This is a genomic window from Pseudomonas sp. CVAP#3, from assembly GCF_018986375.1.
In the GTDB taxonomy this organism is placed as follows: Bacteria; Pseudomonadota; Gammaproteobacteria; order Pseudomonadales; family Pseudomonadaceae; genus Aquipseudomonas; species Aquipseudomonas helvetica.
The window spans coordinates 398,559-416,156 of record NZ_JAHMSC010000004.1 but is presented as its reverse complement, the minus strand read 5'-3'; the positions used below and the strand labels follow the sequence as shown (position 1 = coordinate 416,156).

Annotated in this window: 17 protein-coding genes; 9 read left to right on the top strand and 8 right to left on the bottom strand. The window is 59.7% G+C overall.

The genetic code is table 11. The features are described 5' to 3' along the window. Positions 1–27: 27 nt before the first annotated feature. From mreD to mreB, 3 genes are all read right to left on the bottom strand, one after another. Positions 28–510, bottom strand: coding sequence for a rod shape-determining protein MreD (mreD, locus tag KRR23_RS10245; RefSeq protein WP_019691882.1), 483 nt, complete (start codon positions 508–510; stop codon positions 28–30). Next, positions 510–1,634: a rod shape-determining protein MreC gene (gene mreC / locus KRR23_RS10240; RefSeq protein WP_367880647.1), complete on the bottom strand. Its 1,125-nt coding sequence runs from the start codon at positions 1,632–1,634 to the stop codon at positions 510–512. The genes mreD and mreC overlap by 1 nt, the downstream gene beginning before the upstream one ends. Before the next feature lie 142 nt (positions 1,635–1,776). Beyond that, the gene (mreB, locus tag KRR23_RS10235) at positions 1,777–2,814 is read right to left on the bottom strand and encodes a rod shape-determining protein MreB (RefSeq protein WP_002555108.1); all 1,038 of its coding nucleotides are present in this window, start codon (positions 2,812–2,814) and stop codon (positions 1,777–1,779) included. A 210-nt stretch (positions 2,815–3,024) separates the two neighbouring features. Here mreB and gatC point away from each other — a divergent pair, with 210 nt between their 5' ends. From gatC to KRR23_RS10205, 6 genes are all read left to right on the top strand, one after another. Continuing rightward, positions 3,025–3,312, top strand: a complete 288-nt coding sequence (gatC, locus tag KRR23_RS10230) for an Asp-tRNA(Asn)/Glu-tRNA(Gln) amidotransferase subunit GatC (RefSeq protein ID WP_007915356.1) — start codon at positions 3,025–3,027, stop codon at positions 3,310–3,312. 16 nt (positions 3,313–3,328) lie between these two features. Beyond that, a complete protein-coding gene (gatA, locus tag KRR23_RS10225; RefSeq protein ID WP_216742403.1) occupies positions 3,329–4,780 on the top strand; it encodes an Asp-tRNA(Asn)/Glu-tRNA(Gln) amidotransferase subunit GatA in 1,452 nt (483 codons plus the stop codon). 10 nt (positions 4,781–4,790) lie between these two features. Next, positions 4,791–6,236: an Asp-tRNA(Asn)/Glu-tRNA(Gln) amidotransferase subunit GatB gene (gene gatB / locus KRR23_RS10220; RefSeq protein ID WP_216742402.1), complete on the top strand. Its 1,446-nt coding sequence runs from the start codon at positions 4,791–4,793 to the stop codon at positions 6,234–6,236. A 226-nt stretch (positions 6,237–6,462) separates the two neighbouring features. Further along, positions 6,463–6,837 carry a septal ring lytic transglycosylase RlpA family protein gene (locus tag KRR23_RS10215; protein WP_216742401.1) on the top strand — a complete coding sequence of 125 codons (375 nt, stop codon included), beginning with the start codon at positions 6,463–6,465 and terminating at the stop codon, positions 6,835–6,837. A gap of 50 nt (positions 6,838–6,887) precedes the next feature. Then, complete coding sequence (locus KRR23_RS10210; protein WP_216742400.1) at positions 6,888–7,958, top strand: calcium/sodium antiporter; 1,071 nt, start codon at positions 6,888–6,890, stop codon at positions 7,956–7,958. Then, positions 7,955–8,347: a carboxymuconolactone decarboxylase family protein gene (locus tag KRR23_RS10205; protein WP_216742399.1), complete on the top strand. Its 393-nt coding sequence runs from the start codon at positions 7,955–7,957 to the stop codon at positions 8,345–8,347. The genes KRR23_RS10210 and KRR23_RS10205 overlap by 4 nt, the downstream gene beginning before the upstream one ends. Here the strand turns inward: KRR23_RS10205 and KRR23_RS10200 are convergent. From KRR23_RS10200 to kdgD, 5 genes are all read right to left on the bottom strand, one after another. Beyond that, the gene (locus tag KRR23_RS10200; RefSeq protein ID WP_103315772.1) at positions 8,344–9,285 is read right to left on the bottom strand and encodes an AEC family transporter; all 942 of its coding nucleotides are present in this window, start codon (positions 9,283–9,285) and stop codon (positions 8,344–8,346) included. The two genes, KRR23_RS10205 and KRR23_RS10200, sit on opposite strands and share 4 nt — an antisense overlap. A 182-nt stretch (positions 9,286–9,467) precedes the next feature. Beyond that, entirely contained in the window at positions 9,468–11,021 is a 1,554-nt protein-coding gene (gene garD / locus KRR23_RS10195; RefSeq protein ID WP_216742398.1) for a galactarate dehydratase, read from the bottom strand. Positions 11,022–11,032: 11 nt separating this feature from the next. After that, a complete protein-coding gene (locus KRR23_RS10190; protein WP_216742397.1) occupies positions 11,033–12,394 on the bottom strand; it encodes an MFS transporter in 1,362 nt (453 codons plus the stop codon). A gap of 103 nt (positions 12,395–12,497) precedes the next feature. Next, positions 12,498–13,943, bottom strand: a complete 1,446-nt coding sequence (locus KRR23_RS10185; RefSeq protein WP_216742396.1) for an aldehyde dehydrogenase family protein — start codon at positions 13,941–13,943, stop codon at positions 12,498–12,500. Between the two features lie 74 nt (positions 13,944–14,017). After that, a complete protein-coding gene (kdgD, locus tag KRR23_RS10180; protein ID WP_216742395.1) occupies positions 14,018–14,929 on the bottom strand; it encodes a 5-dehydro-4-deoxyglucarate dehydratase in 912 nt (303 codons plus the stop codon). Positions 14,930–15,165: 236 nt separating this feature from the next. Here kdgD and KRR23_RS10175 point away from each other — a divergent pair, with 236 nt between their 5' ends. The 3 genes from KRR23_RS10175 (at position 15,166) to KRR23_RS10165 (ending at position 17,591) form a co-directional block, all read left to right on the top strand. After that, complete coding sequence (locus KRR23_RS10175; protein ID WP_216742394.1) at positions 15,166–16,785, top strand: phospholipase; 1,620 nt, start codon at positions 15,166–15,168, stop codon at positions 16,783–16,785. 14 nt (positions 16,786–16,799) lie between these two features. Next, positions 16,800–16,991 (top strand): hypothetical protein, encoded by a 192-nt coding sequence (locus KRR23_RS10170; protein ID WP_216742393.1) that lies wholly within the window; start codon positions 16,800–16,802, stop codon positions 16,989–16,991. 243 nt (positions 16,992–17,234) lie between these two features. Then, a complete protein-coding gene (locus KRR23_RS10165) occupies positions 17,235–17,591 on the top strand; it encodes a hypothetical protein (RefSeq protein WP_216742392.1) in 357 nt (118 codons plus the stop codon). The last annotated feature ends 7 nt before the right edge of the window (positions 17,592–17,598 follow it).

Sequence of the window (17,598 nt, the reverse complement as noted above, 5' to 3'; positions counted from 1 at the left end):
CGAGGTGCGGGCTAATGCCTGACCGAATTAATTGATTTTGTAGCGGCGGCTTAACCCACGCAATCCAAAACTGACCCAGGGCCAGAGCAAGGCGCTGATCAGTGCAGGCAAAAGTACGGCCAGCGTCTGACGGTTACCGGTCAAGGCGCTGAGCCACAATTGCAGCAGTTGTGCGAGCCCCAGGATCACCAGGATCACCAGGCTTTGCTGCCACATCGGAAACATCCGCAAACGCGGTCGCAGCGTCATGATCAAAAAGGTGATCAGGGTCAGAATCAGTGCGTTGTGTCCCAGCAAGGTTCCGAACAGCACGTCTTGCGCCATGCCCAGACACCAGGCCGTAAGCATCCCGACTTTCTGCGGCACTTCCAATGCCCAATACGCCAACGGTAGCGCGAGGAACATCGGACGTAAAATTTCGACATGCGGGAACGGTACGATACTGAGCAACAAGCCGATGACAAATGTCAGCCAGATCATCCAGCCATTACGGGAGCGGGTACTGGCCATTATTCTCTACCCTGAGTGGTGGCTTCAGGCGCCGCGGCAGGCGGTTTGGCCGCCGCCGGCTTGGCGACCGCTGCCGGTTTGACTGCTGCGGAATGCGTAGCAGGCTTGGCCGGGGTCGAAGGTTTGCTCGCTGGCTTGGCCGCCGCGGGTGTTGCGGTTGCTGGAGCAACTGCCGTGGCGGCTGGCGCCGGGGCAACTGCGGCGGCAGGTTTTGGCACGGTGGCAGGCACAAATGCCGCACCGCCGGGATGCTGATCTGCGTCCTGGGCCTGAGCAGCTTCGTTGGCGCGCTCTTCCGGGGTGCGGCTATCGCTGAACACCAGCAACATGTATCGACTGCGGTTAAGCGCTGCGGTCGGCACTGCACGCACGATGGCGAACGGCTGGCCGGAATCGTGAATCACTTCCTTGACGGTCGCCACCGGGTAACCGGCCGGGAAACGCTGGCCAAGACCGGAACTCACCAGCAAGTCGCCTTCTTTAATGTCAGCCGTGTCCGCCACGTGACGCAACTCCAGACGCTCCGGGTTACCGGTGCCGCTGGCAATCGCCCGCAAACCGTTACGGTTCACTTGCACGGGAATGCTGTGGGTGGTGTCAGTCAGCAACAACACCCGCGAGGTGTAAGGCATCAGCTCGACCACCTGCCCCATCAGCCCACGGGCATCGAGCACCGGCTGGCCGAGTACCACGCCGTCGCGCTCACCTTTGTTGATGATGATGCGATGGGTGAAGGGGTTGGGATCGACGCCGATCAACTCGGCCACTTCGACCTTCTCGTTAACCAGTGCGGACGAGTTGAGCAACTCGCGCAGCCGAACGTTCTGCTCGGTCAAGGCCGCAAGCTTTTGCATGCGCCCCTGCAGCAGCAGGTTTTCAGTCTTGAGTTTTTCGTTTTCGGCGACCAGTTCGGTACGGCTGCCAAATTGACTGCTCACACCCTGCCACAACCGCTCCGGCAGGTCGGTGATCCAATAGGCGTCCATCAAGACCAGCGACATCTGACTGCGCGCAGGCTTGAGCACTTCAAAGCGGGCATCGACCACCATCAGCGCGACCGATAGCACGGCCAGCACCAGAAAGCGCACGCCCATTGAGGGGCCTTTGGCGAAAAGCGGTTTAATAAGCCGCTCCTCCCAGGCAAATGTTCTCTTTATTCATACGCCATCAAACCGGCCTGGATGCAGACTGACAGAAGATAAACGCCAACAGGCAGCACTGCAAAGTGCTGCCTGCGCGCGAACAGCATAGAAGCCTCCGGCGAAATTACTCGCTGGAGAGCAGGTCCATGGTGTGTTTATCCATCATTTCCAATGCACGGCCACCGCCGCGAGCAACGCAGGTCAGCGGGTCTTCGGCGACGATCACCGGCAGACCGGTTTCCTGGGCCAGCAACTTGTCGAGGTCACGCAGCAAGGCGCCACCACCGGTCAGTACCAGGCCACGCTCGGCGATATCCGATGCCAGTTCCGGCGGCGATTGCTCCAGTGCGCTTTTCACGGCCTGAACGATGGTTGCCAGGGACTCTTGCAGAGCTTCCAGCACTTCATTGGAGTTCAGGGTGAATGCGCGTGGAACGCCTTCAGCCAGGTTACGGCCGCGAACATCGACTTCGCGAACTTCACCGCCCGGGTAGGCAGTACCGATTTCCTGTTTGATGCGCTCGGCGGTGGACTCGCCGATCAGGCTGCCGTAGTTGCGACGCACGTAAGTGATGATCGCTTCGTCGAAGCGGTCGCCGCCAACCCGTACGGATTCGGCGTAAACCACACCGTTCAGGGAGATCAGCGCGATTTCAGTGGTACCACCACCGATATCGACGACCATCGAACCGCGCGCTTCTTCAACCGGCAGGCCGGCACCGATCGCAGCAGCCATTGGCTCTTCGATCAGGAACACTTCACGGGCACCGGCACCCAGGGCCGATTCACGGATGGCACGACGCTCGACCTGAGTGGATTTGCATGGAACGCAGATCAGCACACGAGGGCTAGGCTGCAAAAAGCTGTTTTCGTGAACCTTGTTGATAAAATACTGCAGCATCTTTTCGCAGACGCTGAAGTCGGCAATAACGCCGTCCTTCATCGGACGAATGGCAGCAATGTTGCCCGGTGTACGGCCGAGCATGCGCTTGGCCTCGGTGCCGACAGCAACGACACTTTTCTGATTACCGTGGGTCCGAATGGCCACAACCGATGGTTCATTCAGGACGATACCGCGCTCGCGCACGTAAATAAGGGTGTTGGCAGTGCCCAGGTCAATGGAAAGATCGCTGGAAAACATGCCACGCAGTTTCTTGAACATGGGAAAGGGACCCTAGGCAACGCGTGGGTAAAAAAGTGCGGCAAACTCTAACAACGACAGGGATTTTGGGCAAGGCGCCAATATGTTAAATTGGCCGCTTTTCTGTGCACCAACCCCCACAATCGCGGCCTTATGACCGTAGAAATGCGGTAGTGTTCCGACAATCTAACACACGGACAGCGTCCGTTCTGTTTTCCACTGGAGAATCCCATGGCGCTTGAACGCTCCGACGTGGAAAAAATCGCTCATCTGGCCTGCCTTGGCCTTAATGATGCCGATCTTCCACACATCACTTCGGCCCTGAACAGCATTCTCGGGCTGGTCGACGAAATGCAGGCTGTCAATACCGACGGTATCGAGCCTCTGGCCCACCCGCTGGAAGCCAGTCAGCGCCTGCGTGCAGACGTCGTGACCGAGTCTAATCACCGCGAGGCCTATCAGTCCATCGCACCAGCGGTCGAAAACGGCCTGTATCTGGTTCCGAAAGTCATCGACTAAAGGGAAAGAGCCTGCAATGCATCAATTGACTCTGGCCGAGATCGCCCGCGGACTCGCCGATAAAAAGTTTTCTTCCGAAGAGCTGACCAAAGTGCTGCTGGCGCGTATCGCCCAGCTCGACCCTCAGCTCAACAGCTTCATCAGCCTCACCGAAGACCTGGCGCTCCAGCAGGCGAAATCCGCTGACGTACGCCGGGCCAATGGTGAGAGCGGCGCCCTGCTCGGCGCGCCGATCGCTCATAAAGACCTGTTCTGCACCCAGGGCATCCGCACCAGCTGCGGCTCGAAGATGCTCGACAACTTCAAGGCGCCGTATGACGCCACCGTGGTCGCCAAGCTGGCCGCTGCCGGGGCCGTGACCCTGGGCAAGACCAACATGGACGAATTCGCCATGGGTTCGGCCAACGAGTCGAGCTACTACGGCGCGGTGAAAAACCCGTGGAACCTGGAGCACGTACCCGGCGGTTCGTCCGGCGGTTCGGCGGCGGCCGTTGCCGCTCGCCTGTTGCCAGCAGCGACGGCCACCGACACCGGCGGTTCTATCCGACAGCCGGCCGCCTTTACCAACCTCACCGGCCTGAAACCGACGTACGGTCGTGTTTCGCGCTGGGGCATGATCGCTTACGCGTCCAGCCTCGATCAGGGTGGCCCATTGGCGCGCACCGCTGAAGACTGCGCGATCCTGCTGCAAGGAATGGCCGGTTTCGACCCGAAAGACTCCACCAGCATCGACGAACCCGTGCCGGACTACAGCGCCGGCCTCAACGGTTCGCTGCAAGGCCTGCGCATCGGCGTGCCGAAGGAATACTTCAGCGCAGGTCTCGACCCGCGTATCGCCGAGTTGATCCACAACAGCGTCAAGGAGCTGGAAAAGCTCGGCGCGGTGGTCAAGGAAATCAGCCTGCCGAACATGCAGCACGCGATTCCTGCGTACTACGTGATCGCCCCGGCCGAAGCCTCCTCCAACCTGTCGCGTTTCGACGGCGTGCGTTTCGGCTATCGCTGCGAAAACCCGAAAGACCTGACCGACCTGTACAAGCGTTCGCGCGGCGAAGGTTTCGGCCCGGAAGTGCAGCGCCGGATCATGGTCGGTGCCTACGCACTGTCGGCCGGTTACTACGACGCCTACTACTTGAAGGCGCAAAAAATCCGTCGCCTGGTGAAAAACGATTTCATGGCTGCTTTTAATGAAGTCGACATCATCCTCGGCCCAACCACGCCGAACCCGGCCTGGAAACTCGGCGCCAAGAACAGCGACCCGGTCGCTGCGTACCTTGAAGACGTCTACACCATCACCGCCAACCTCGCGGGCCTGCCGGGCCTGTCGATGCCAGCCGGTTTCGTCGATGGTCTGCCGGTTGGCGTGCAATTGCTCGCCCCGTATTTCCAGGAAGGCCGCTTGCTCAACGTTGCGCACCAGTATCAGTTGAACACCGACTGGCACACCCGCACCCCGACAGGCTTCTGAGGAGAAACACATGCAATGGGAAGTCGTGATCGGGCTGGAGATTCATACCCAGCTCGCCACCCAATCGAAGATATTCTCCGGCAGCGCCACCACGTTTGGCTCTGAGCCCAATACCCAGGCCAGCCTGGTAGACCTGGGCATGCCCGGCGTACTGCCGGTGCTGAACCAGGAAGCGGTGCGCATGGCGGTGATGTTCGGCCTGGCGATTGACGCCGAAATCGGCCAGCACAACGTGTTTGCCCGCAAAAACTACTTCTATCCGGACCTGCCGAAGGGCTACCAGATCAGCCAGATGGAATTGCCGATCGTCGGCAAGGGCCACCTGGACATTCCGCTGGAAGACGGCACAGTCAAACGCGTCGGCATCACTCGCGCGCACCTGGAAGAAGACGCCGGTAAAAGCCTGCATGAAGAATTCAACGGCGCCACCGGCATCGACCTGAACCGTGCCGGCACGCCGTTGCTCGAGATCGTTTCCGAGCCGGACATGCGCAGCGCCAAGGAAGCCGTGGCCTACGTCAAGGCGATCCACGCGCTGGTGCGTTATCTGGGCATCTGCGACGGCAACATGGCCGAAGGTTCGCTGCGTTGCGACTGCAACGTGTCGATCCGTCCAAAAGGCCAGGTCGAGTTCGGCACGCGCTGCGAGATCAAGAACGTCAACTCGTTCCGTTTCATCGAGAAAGCGATCAACACCGAAGTGCGTCGTCAGATCGAACTCATCGAAGACGGCGGCAAGGTGATCCAGCAGACTCGCCTGTACGACCCGAACAAAGACGAAACCCGCGCCATGCGCAGCAAAGAGGAAGCCAACGACTACCGTTACTTCCCCGATCCAGACCTGTTGCCAGTGGTCATCGAAGACTCGTTCCTCGATGACATCCGCGCCACCCTGCCGGAACTGCCACCGCAAAAACGCGAGCGCTTCCAGGAGCAGTTCGGCCTGTCGGTCTACGATGCCAGCGTATTGGCCTCGAGCCGCGAGCAAGCGGACTACTTCGAAAAAGTCGTGAGTATCGCCGGTGACGCCAAACTGGCGGCCAACTGGGTCATGGTCGAACTGGGCAGCCTGCTGAACAAGCAAGGCCTGGAAATCGACGAAGCACCGGTCTCGGCCGAGCAGTTGGGCGGCATGCTGTTGCGCATCAAGGACAACACCATCTCCGGCAAAATCGCCAAGACCGTGTTCGAAGCCATGGCCAACGGCGAAGGCAGCGCCGACGAGATCATCGACAAGCGCGGCTTGAAGCAGGTCACCGACAGCGGCGCAATCTCGGCCGTACTCGATGAAATGCTCGCAGCCAATGCCGAACAGGTTGAACAGTACCGCGCGGCAGACGAAGCCAAACGCGGCAAGATGTTCGGCTTCTTCGTCGGCCAGGCGATGAAAGCCTCCAAAGGCAAAGCCAACCCGCAACAAGTCAACGAACTGCTGAAAAGCAAGCTCGAAGGCTGATTGCAATGGAGCCAGCAGTCAAAACTGGCTCAAATCCCTGTGGGAGCGGGCTTGTTGTGGCGAGGGGGCTTGCCCCCGTTGGACTGCACAGCAGTCCCAAAACTTGGTGGCGCGGTTTATCAGATACAACCGGAATCCAGGTTTTGGGGCTGCTTCGCAACCCAGCGCGGGCAAGCCCGCTCGCCACAACAGGCTCGCTCCCACATTTGTTTTGGGGACACCGTTTATGAAACGTCTACTTGGCGCATGCGCCCTGCTCTCTCTGCTGGCCGGTTGCGCCAGCACGGATGTCATCGATCCACACGGCTACGACAAGACCGGCGTGGCCTCGTACTACGGCGCCAAACACCAGGGTAAGCGCACCGCCAGTGGCGAGCGTTTCAACGCCAATTCCATGACCGCTGCCCATCGCCAATTACCCTTTGGTACCCGGGTGAAGGTCACCAACCTCAATAACGATAAATCCTGTGTCGTGCGTATCAACGATCGCGGACCGCACACCCGTGGGCGCCTGATCGATCTGTCTCGCGAAGCGGCCCAGCGGTTAGGCATGCTGGGCAGTGGCACTGCGCAGGTTCGCGTGCAATCCCTCGACAACTGACAGACGGAGCCCAGGCCATTTTCGGACTTGCCGATTTACCACTGCTCAGCGTGCTGCAACTGTTCAGTGGCCTGGTACTGCTGATCGCCGGCGCCGAGTTACTGGTCCGCGCCGCCGTGCGCCTGGCCGCACGCTTGAAGGTGCGACCGCTGATCATCGGCCTGAGCGTCGTAGCCCTCGGCAGCAGCGCGCCGCAAATGGCGATCAGCCTGCAAGCGACCCTGATGCAAAACACCGACATCGCCGTCGGTAGCGTGATTGGCAGCAACATCTTCAACATCCTGGTCACCCTCGGACTCTCGGCGCTGATCATCCCGTTGCGGGTCTCCCGGCAATTGGTGCGCCTGGATATCCCGGTGATGATCGGCGCCAGCCTGCTGGTGTTCGCTCTCGCCTGGAATGAACGACTGACACCGCTCGACGGCACGATTCTGTTAGCCGCGCTGGTGCTGTACCTCGGGTTGTTGCTGCATCAGTCACGGCACTCGGTGCGCCCGCACACCACTCCGGCGGACGGCGACAACACATCCGGCGCGCCGTGGTTGAGCAGCCTGCTGCTGATGCTTACGGGGCTGGCGTTGCTGGTGTTTGCCGGGCATCTGTTGCTCAGCGCAGCGGTCGAGGTGGCGACCGACCTCGGCCTGTCAGAACGCATTATCGGTTTGACCATCATTGCCGTCAGCACGTCGCTGCCGGAACTGGCCACCTCGCTGATCGCCGCCTTGCGTGGTCAGCGCGACATCGCCGTGGGCAACGTGATCGGCAGCAATCTGTTCAACCTGCTGGGCGTGCTGGGCGTCACCGCATTGATCGCGCCGACACCGCTGTCGGTATCGCCCAATGCACTGGATTTCGACTTGCCGGTGCTGCTGGCGGTCAGCGTGCTGTGTTTACCTATGTTCTATTCAGGCTATCGAATCACCCGCGCCGAAGGCCTACTGTTTCTGGCCTTGTACCTGGCGTATGGGCTGCATGTCGTGTCGTTTACCACGGGCATGCCACTGGCCGGCAAGCTTGAACACCTGATGCTGTTTTTCGTCCTGCCGGCGCTGGTGGCGTTTTTGCTGTTTACGTCACTGCGCGCCTGGCACCGCCAACACAACAAGAGGGAATCGCCATGACCGACAAACCCGGCTCCAGCAAACCGACCGGCATTGAAGTACGTCGCCAGGTCATGGGCGATGCCTTCGTTGACCGTTCCATGGGCAATGCCACCGAGCTGACCCGACCGTTTCAGGAGTTCGTCAACGAACACGCCTGGGGCGCGGTATGGAACCGCGGTGGTCTGGAATTGAAGACCCGCAGCCTGATCACCCTCGCGGCCCTGACCTCGCTCAAGTGCCCGCAAGAACTCAAAGGCCACGTGCGTGGCGCGCTGAACAACGGCTGCACGGTCGACGAGATCCGCGAAACGCTGATGCACTGCGCGGTCTACGCCGGCGTGCCAGCAGCGATGGAAGCGTTTCGTGCGGCACAGGAAGTGATCGACGCGTATCAGCAAGCCGGCTAAATCCACCCGCCCCACTGCAACACAAAGATCCCGAGGTTGGTGGTGACCGCCGCCATCAACGTGGTGATGACGATGATCGCCGCCGCCAGTTCATGGTTGCCATTGGCCGCCCGGGCCATGACAAAACTGGCGGCGGCCGTCGGACTGCCGAAGTACAGGAACAAAATCCCCAACTCGGGACCGCGAAAACCCCAGAGCCAGGCCCCCAGCGTGGCCAAAATCGGCAAGCCGATCATCTTCACCAGACTTGAACTCAACGCCAGGTCACCGCTCTTGCGCAACGCCGCCAGCGACAGCGTGCCGCCAATGCAGATCAACGCCAGCGGCAAGGTCATCTGCGCCAGGTAGTTGCCGGACGTTTCCAGCCAGCCAGGCAAGCCGATTTTGAAATAGGCGAACGGCGCGGCGGATATCACACTGATGATCAACGGATTGCTGAGCACGCTTTTGCAGATGCTCCATGGATCGGACTTGATCACCGGGCTGTACACCGCCAGCACAATGGTCGACAGCGTGTTGTAAAACAGGATCACCAGCGCGGCGAGAATCGCCCCGAGGGAAATCCCGTAGTCGCCGTACATGCTCGCCGCCAGCGCCAGGCCGATGACCCCGTTATTGCCGCGAAACGCGCCTTGGGTGTAGATCCCGCGATCCTCGCGCGGGCAACGCCAGATCGCCCAGCCCCAGGCAATGGCGAAACACGCCAGGGTCGCCAGGGCGAAATAGATCAGCAGCGCCGGCTTCAAGGCCGCGTGCAGGTCGGCGTGCACGATCCCGAGAAACAGCAGTGCCGGCATGGTGACGTTGAACACCAATGCCGAGGCGGTGTGGATAAAGTCGTCGTTGATCCAGTTGATGCGCTTGAGCAGAACGCCCAAGAACAACATGGCAAAGACTGGCGCGGTGATGGTCAGCGTTTCGAGAAAAATTGCCAGCATGCCGGGTGAACCTTGAGGGGCGTCGTTAGGGGGCTAATGATAAGCCACTGGGGACGCTGGCGTCTGTTAGACCGCCATCGCGGGCAAGCCTTGCTCCTACAGGTTTTGTAGCGTGCACGCGTTTTGTGCCCGGCAAAAATATTGTAGGAGCAAGGCTTGCCCGCGATTGAGGCGACTCGGTCTCAGGTAATAGGCGCCGGGTTGAACAAGGTAATGTCGTTGTGCAGTTTGTGCTGCTCCGCCCACGTCTGCTTCCTGCCGCTGGCCACGTCCAGGTAGAAGTGGAACAACTCCCAGCCCAACTCCTCGATGGATGCACGCCCCGTGGCAATCCGCCCCGCATCAATGTCGATCAGATCCGGCCAACGCTGGGCCAGCTCGGTTCGGGTCGAGACCTTGACCACCGGCGCCATCGCCAGGCCATAAGGCGTGCCGCGCCCAGTGGTGAACACGTGCAGGTTCATCCCGGCCGCCAGTTGCAAAGTGCCGCAGACAAAATCACTGGCTGGGGTTGCGCAGAAAATCAGCCCTTTGCGCTTGAACCGTTCGCCCGGGCCGAGCACGCCGTTGATCGCGCTGTTGCCGGACTTGACGATCGAGCCCAGGGATTTCTCGACAATGTTCGACAACCCGCCCTTCTTGTTACCCGGCGTGGTGTTGGCGCTGCGATCCGCTTCGCCCTTGGCCAGGTAACGGTCGTACCAGTCCATTTCACGCACCAGTTCCTGGGCGACCTCCCTGGTTTCTGCCCGCGAAGTCAGCAGGTAGATCGCATCGCGCACTTCAGTGACTTCGGAAAACATCACCGTCGCCCCGGCCCGGAGCAACAGGTCCGAGGCATAACCCAAGGCCGGGTTGGCGGTGATCCCGGAGAATGCATCACTGCCACCGCACTGCATGCCGAGGATCAACTCGGACGCCGGTACGGTTTCGCGGCGACGCAGGTCGAGTTTCTTCAGACGGACTTCGGCCAGCGCCATGATTTGCTCGATCATCTCGCCGAAACCGTGACTGGAGTCCTGCAAGCGATACAACCACGGCTCGCTGAGGTCCACCGAGCTGTCGTTCTCGTGCATCACCTGCCCGGCCTGCAACTTCTCGCAGCCCAGACTGATCACCAACGCTTCGCCCCCCAGGTTCGGGTTGCGCGCCAGGTTGCGCACGGTGCGGATCGGGATGTAGGCGTCGGTGGCGGTAATGGCCACGCCGCAGCCGTAACTGTGGGTCAACGCGATCACGTCATCGACGTGCGGGTACTTGGGCAGCAACTCGTCCTTGATGCGCTTGACCGCATGGTCGAGCACCCCGGTCACGCATTGCACGGTGGTGGTGATCCCGAGAATGTTGCGCGTACCGACGGTGCCGTCAGCATTGCGATAACCCTCGAAGGTGAAACCTTCCAGTGGCGCTTGTGCGGCCGGCACCTCGGTGGACAGCGGCAGGCTGTCCAGCGGCGGTGCGGTGGGCATGCGCAGTTGATCTTCCTTGACCCAACTGCCACGCGGGATCGGCTGCAAAGCGTAACCGATGGTCTGGCCGTAACGGATCACCTGGCCGCCCTCGGGGATATCCTCCAGCGTCACCTTGTGGCTCTGCGGCACGAACTCCAACGTCACCAAGCCGTCCGGGAATTCAGTGCCGGCCGGTACGCCCTGGTCATTGACCACGATCACCACATTGTCGCGCTCGTGCAGCCGGATGTAGCGCGGCGAGTCGGAATGTTCAATCAACTGCATGACGCCGCTCCTCAGGAATGCGCTTGAGACAATTTGTTAGTCAGTTCGGAGCCATTGGCGGGTGGCTCTTTGAGTACCACGCGTTTGATCGGCCCGACGATCACCAGGTAGCTGAACACCGCGACCAGCGCGTTGCAGCCGACAAACACCAGCGCCCATTTGAAGGAGCCGGTGGTACTGATGATGTAGCCAATTACGATTGGTGTGGTGATCGAGGCGATGTTGCCGAACATGTTGAACAGCCCGCCACTCAAGCCTGCGATCTGTTTTGGCGACGTGTCGGAAACCACCGCCCAACCCAATGCGCCCACGCCTTTGCCGAAGAAGGCCAGGGCCATGAAGCCCACGACGATCCATTCGATGTCCACGTAGTTACAGGCCACGATACTGGTCGACAGCAACAACCCACCGATGATCGGCGCCTTGCGGGCGAAGGTCAGCGAGTGGCCCTTGCGCAGCAGATAATCGGAAATGAGCCCGCCCAGCACCCCACCGATAAACCCGCAGATGGCCGGCAGCGAGGCAATGAAACCGGCCTTGAGAATGGTCATGCCGCGCTCCTGCACCAGGTACACCGGGAACCAGGTCAGGAAGAAATAGGTGATGCCATTGATGCAGTACTGGCCCAGGTACACACCCAGCATCATGCGGTTGCTCAGCAGTTGGCGCACGTAATCCCACTTCGGCCCGTCGCTGCGTTTGCCCTGGTCCTGATCCATGTCGACCAGACCGCCGTTGTCAGCAATATGCTTGAACTCGGCCTCGTTGATCATCGGGTGCTGGCGCGGGCTGTGGATAATTTTCAACCAGATCAGCGAGAACACGATGCCGATCCCGCCCATCACCATAAACACGTGCTGCCAGCCAAAGCTGTAGACGATCCAGCCCATCAGCGGCGCGAAGATCACTGTGGCGAAGTATTGCGCCGAGTTGAAGATCGCCGAGGCGGTGCCGCGTTCGGCGGTTGGAAACCAGGCCGCAACGATGCGTGCATTACCGGGGAAGGATGGCGCTTCGGCCAGGCCCACCAGAAAGCGCAACATGAACAGCGCGACGATGGCGGTGGAGACACCAAACTCACCGACATAGCCTTGCAGCACGGTGAACAGCGACCAGGTGAAGATGCTCAGGGCATAGACTTTTTTCGAACCGAAGCGGTCGAGCAGCCAGCCGCCGGGGATCTGACCGGCGACGTAGGCCCAACCGAATGCAGAGAAAATGTAGCCAAGGGTGACGGCGTCGATGCCCAGGTCTTTTTGCAGGCTGGAGCCGGCAATGGCGATGGTGGCACGGTCGGCGTAGTTGATCGTGGTCACCAGAAACAGCATGAGCAGGATTAAATAGCGGACGTGGGTCGGCTTGGTCGCTTGCATGTAGATGTACTCCCACTAATTATTTTTTTTGCGGGTAATCATTTTATTTTTTGCTTTCTGTGGGAGCGAGCTTGCTCGCTTCCACAGAGAGCGGTGTTGCGTGTTACGAACCGATATAGGAAGTCTTCACCACGGTGTAGAACTCCTGCGCGTAGCGACCTTGCTCCCGCGATCCATAGGATGAACCTTTTCGGCCACCAAAGGGCACGTGGTAATCGACGCCGGCGGTCGGCAGATTGACCATCACCATCCCCGCCTGGGAGTGGCGCTTGAAGTGGTTGGCGTACTTCAGCGACGTGGTGGCGATGCCCGCCGACAAACCGAACTCGGTGTCATTGGCCATCGCCAGCGCTGCGTCGTAATCGGCCACCCGAACGATGTTCGCCACCGGGCCGAAGATCTCTTCGCGGCTGATACGCATGGCAGCCTCACTGTCGGCAAACAGCGTTGGCGCAAGGTAATAGCCTTCGGTGTCGCAGGTCACCAAGCCACCGCCGCTGACCAGTCGCGCACCTTCGCTCTGGCCGATGTCGATGTACTTCAGGTCCTGTTCCAGTTGTGCCTGGGAAACCACCGGGCCGATATCAGTGCCGCTTTTCAGGGCATGCCCGACCTTGATCGACTTCATCCGCTCAGCCATGGCCTCAACGAATTTGTCGTGAATCCCGGCGGTGACGATCAAGCGGCTCGAGGCCGTGCAACGCTGGCCAGTGGAGTAAAACGCACTCTGCACCGACAGCTCGACAGCCTGCTTGAGGTCGGCATCGTCGAGAATGACCTGCGGGTTCTTGCCGCCCATTTCCAACTGAACCTTGGCCTGACGCGACACACAGTTGACCGCGATCTGCCGGCCTACGCCCACCGAACCGGTGAAGCTGATGCCATCGACTTTCGGGCTGTTGACCATGGCGTCGCCGATCACTCGACCGCTGCCCATCACCAGGTTGAACACCCCGGCCGGAAAGCCGGCACGGGAAATGATTTCAGCCAGGGTCCAGGCGCAACCGGGCACCAGTTCCGCCGGCTTTAGCACCACGCAGTTGCCGTAGGCCAACGCTGGGGCGATTTTCCACGCGGGAATCGCAATCGGGAAGTTCCACGGCGTGATCAAACCCACCACGCCAAGGGCTTCGCGGGTGACTTCGACGTTGACGCCAGGACGCACTGACGGCAGGTAATCACCGGACAAGCGCAGGCATTCGCCCGCGAAGAACTTGAAGATGTTGCCGGCGCGAGACACTTCGCCGATGGCTTCAGGCAGGGTCTTGCCCTCCTCCCGTGCCAGCAAGGTGCCGAGTTCTTCGCGACGCGCGAGGATTTCGATGCCGACTTTATCCAGCGCATCGCTGCGTGCCTGAATGCCTGAGGTCGACCAGGCCGGGAATGCAGCACGAGCGGCGTCGATGGCGGCGTTTACCTGAGCCAGGTCAGCCTTGGCGTATTCGCCAATGACATCGGACAACTCGGACGGGTTGATATTGGTCGAGTACTCGGCACCTGCGACCCATTGGCCGCCGATGTAATTGTCGAATCGTTTTACGTCTGCCACAGCGCTTTCCCCTTAACAGAAGTTCTTACACAAAAAGCCGCCGATTGCTCAGCGGCCCTGGTTGATTCAGCGGGTTATTGCGCGCCTTGCTTGTCCATCAACGCCGCGAGCATTTCAAACTCTTCTGGCGTCAGGTCAGTCAGCGGGGTACGTACGGGGCCGGCATCGTAGCCGGCGATTTTCGCGCCCGCCTTGACGATGCTCACCGCGTAACCGGCCTTGCGGTTACGGATGTCCAGGTAAGGCAGGAAGAAGTCATCAATCAGTTTGCCGACGGTAGCGTGATCGTCGCGAGCGATGGCGTGGTAGAAATCCATCGCCATTTTCGGCAGGAAGTTGAACACCGCCGAGGAATAGACCGGAACGCCCAAAGCCTTGTAGGCAGCGGCGTAAACCTCTGCGGTCGGCAGGCCACCGAGGTAGCTGAAGCGATCACCGAGGCGGCGACGGATCGACACCATCAACTCGATATCGCCCAGGCCATCCTTGTAGCCGATCAGGTTCGGGCAGCGTTCAGCCAGGCGTTCCAGCAGCGGCGCGGTCAGGCGGCAGACGTTACGGTTGTAGACGATTACACCGATTTTTACCGATTTGCACACGGCTTCAACGTGAGCGGCAACGCCGTCCTGACTGGCTTCAGTCAAGTAGTGCGGCAGCAGCAGCAAGCCTTTGGCGCCCAGGCGCTCGGCTTCTTGAGCGTATTCGATGGCCTGACGGGTCGAACCACCGACACCGGCCAGAATCGGCACGCTGCTGGCGCAGGTGTCTACAGCCGTCTTGATCACATCGGAATATTCGCTGGCCGCCAGGGAGAAGAACTCACCAGTGCCGCCTGCGGCGAACAAGGCCGAAGCGCCGTATGGGGCCAGCCATTCGAGACGTTTGATATAGCCCGCGCGATGGAAATCGCCCTGAGCATTGAAATCGGTAACCGGGAACGACAGCAAACCGGAGGAGAGGATGGACTTCAGTTCTTGTGGATTCATTATTCGAACACCCTGGACGCACGTTGTGATGAGAAAACCCGCTCAGCTCTCGCCGAAGTTGTAAGTCATCGTACAACTTAAAATACGACCGTCAACTGCATTTCATCGCCAGATGGAAAATCCGGGTAAGAAAAAGCACTTCCTTGACGTAGGAGAGTTTGCAGCTATGCTCGATAATAACTGTATATACATACAGCTATTCGAGACACAACCTACGACATATCAAGGAGCTAGAAGTGTCAGGTCTACACACCCAACCGCAGGAAAACCTCAATCATGACGACCGGATCATTGCCGATCTGGATCAGCTGTTCAGCGAACGTGGCATTGCCATTTCCGGTGACGGCGATCACCTGATACTGCTGACTCGCAGTCATCACAGGCCCAAACATCACCCACCTGGTCTGGCTGGAAAATCGCTGTACACCGAGCCCGCACCGCGCTTCGAAGGCGGTGAACACACCGCCATCGGCGATGCCACCCTGCTGCGCTTCGTCAAAGACGCACCGGCCATTGCGGCCTGGCAAGTGCCATTGCACCTGCCCAATGGCCTGGCACTGAGCTACGGCCAAATCGTTTCGCTAGGCGGTGATTTCTACGGCATTCCCGACCAGCCAATCTGCGATGGCGCGACCCCGGTTGATCGCATCCAGCGTTTTACTGCCGCGTTCAACTCACTGGCCGTACTACCAGCTTCGCGAGCAGAAGCCGGATTGATTCTCGGCGTGATGCAGAAGGAAATCGCCGCCGCCAATCAGGCGATCAAGGACGGCAAACAACCCCACGAAGCCTACGATGCTCTCGGTGATACGTTGTCCGAAGAGTGGAACAAGATTACCGGCGGCGGCAGCTTCGTCTCGGCATTGTTCCCCTTGGGGCGCTATCTGAAACTGGCGGCGAACAACGCCGACCATTTCGGCGAATGGGCATTGCTGGCGTACATCGCCGGGCACACCGCCGCCCTGCAACAGGCCGTTCTGGCCCACAACAGTGGCGATGAAAAGCAGTTGGAACTGGCCTACGCAATGAATGCATTTGCCGACCATTACCTGACCGACCTGTTCTCTGCCGGCCATCTGCGAATCCCGCGCAAACAACTGGCAGCAGCGGTTACGCCGAGTGACCTGGGTTCGCTGATCACCCGTTTCATGCATGACGAAGACAGCAAATACGGCCTCAACGTGAACAACGCCAACGGTGATCAGTGGCATGCCTACGGCGACAAACGCTACTTCGACTCGGTCGACAGCACCAACCGCAAACAGGTCAAACTCGCGGTCCAGCGCTCGGCCGACGAAGTCTTCGGGACCTTCCTCAGCGGTTCACTGCCCGCGCCTTCCAGCTACGTTGCGCTGAAGTATCTGCCGGACCTCAACGCCGTGAAAAAACCGGCGGGCAACTTCTCCGGGTTATTTGTTCTGGATGGCAACAAGGTGCTGCGTCGCAGCGACGTCAACAACCTCAACGACAGCAGCCGGATCGACAACTGGTGGGGCTGGAGCACTTACTTGCTGCTCAAGGACTACACACCGAACAAACCGGCCGGCTACCTGGAATCCCCAGCCACAGCACCGACGATCCAGGCTGACGGCTGGAAGAGCCAAACGCCCGGCGAACCCAACTGGTTGCCCGGCAACGCTGTGCGTTACGCCTTCAGCTACACCAACGACTTGAACGAGTCCTACATCGGCCCCTGGTCGAATTACGCGGAGTTGAGCGAACGCTTCCAGCCGACGCTGAACGTGCCGGGCAATGGCGCCTCACGCAACATTTTCCGCCAGTTTCGCGGCGGCTCACCCGAGCTGATCGGCTCGATCGACGCGCACACCAGCACCTTCATTGACCGTAACGCCTGATAAGGAAATCACCGATGACTATCAACCTGACACTCGAACTGGCCTCGGGCCAATCCCTCAACGGTGCCCCGCTGGAACTGCTGGCCAATGGCGTGCCGGTTGCTCGGGCAGTTGTGGATGACAAAGGGAACGTAGCGTTTAACGCCAAACCCGGAGCCGGGAAACTGGCGGTGAGGGTGGATCGTTCGATCCTCAAGACTGGCTGAAGTTATAGAGAACTGACTGCCGGCCCCTTCGCGAGCAAGCGAAAGCAGTCTGCCAGGCGATACCCTTCTTGCAGCTGGACCTCCGAATACCTACCGTTCGTCGAACCTGTAATTTCTGACAGTAGGCGGACTTAGCCGGCTGTGACTTAAATAGCTCGGGAGTTAACAGACCGGCTCCTTCAGCGCAGCGTTCAAAGCGGTGCTTATCAAACGGTTTGAAATATCGCTAAAGGGATTTTGATCATGACCGCACAACAGAAGGTTCTGCTTGCCCCCCCCGCCCTTAAAGAAGCCCAAGAAGGGGTGCTTTACGTTCACAACTTGATAGACCCGGCCCACGGATTGGTTCCGTCGTATGCAAACATGGTGGCAGGCCAGACAGTCAAGTTTACCGTTCAACCCTCTTACGGCAATCATTGGAGCGCAGTGCACGTTGTAACTGCTGCGGAGGTGGGAAAAACTATTACTGTCGCCATCCCGAAACACGTCTTTGAAAAGAACCTCGTTGCAGGCGCCACTGCCAAACTGCATTACAGCGTCGTTGAGCAATCCGGCAATGAGGCTCAATCCCCAGACTTGGTCATCAAAGTCGAAAAATAACCCGTCC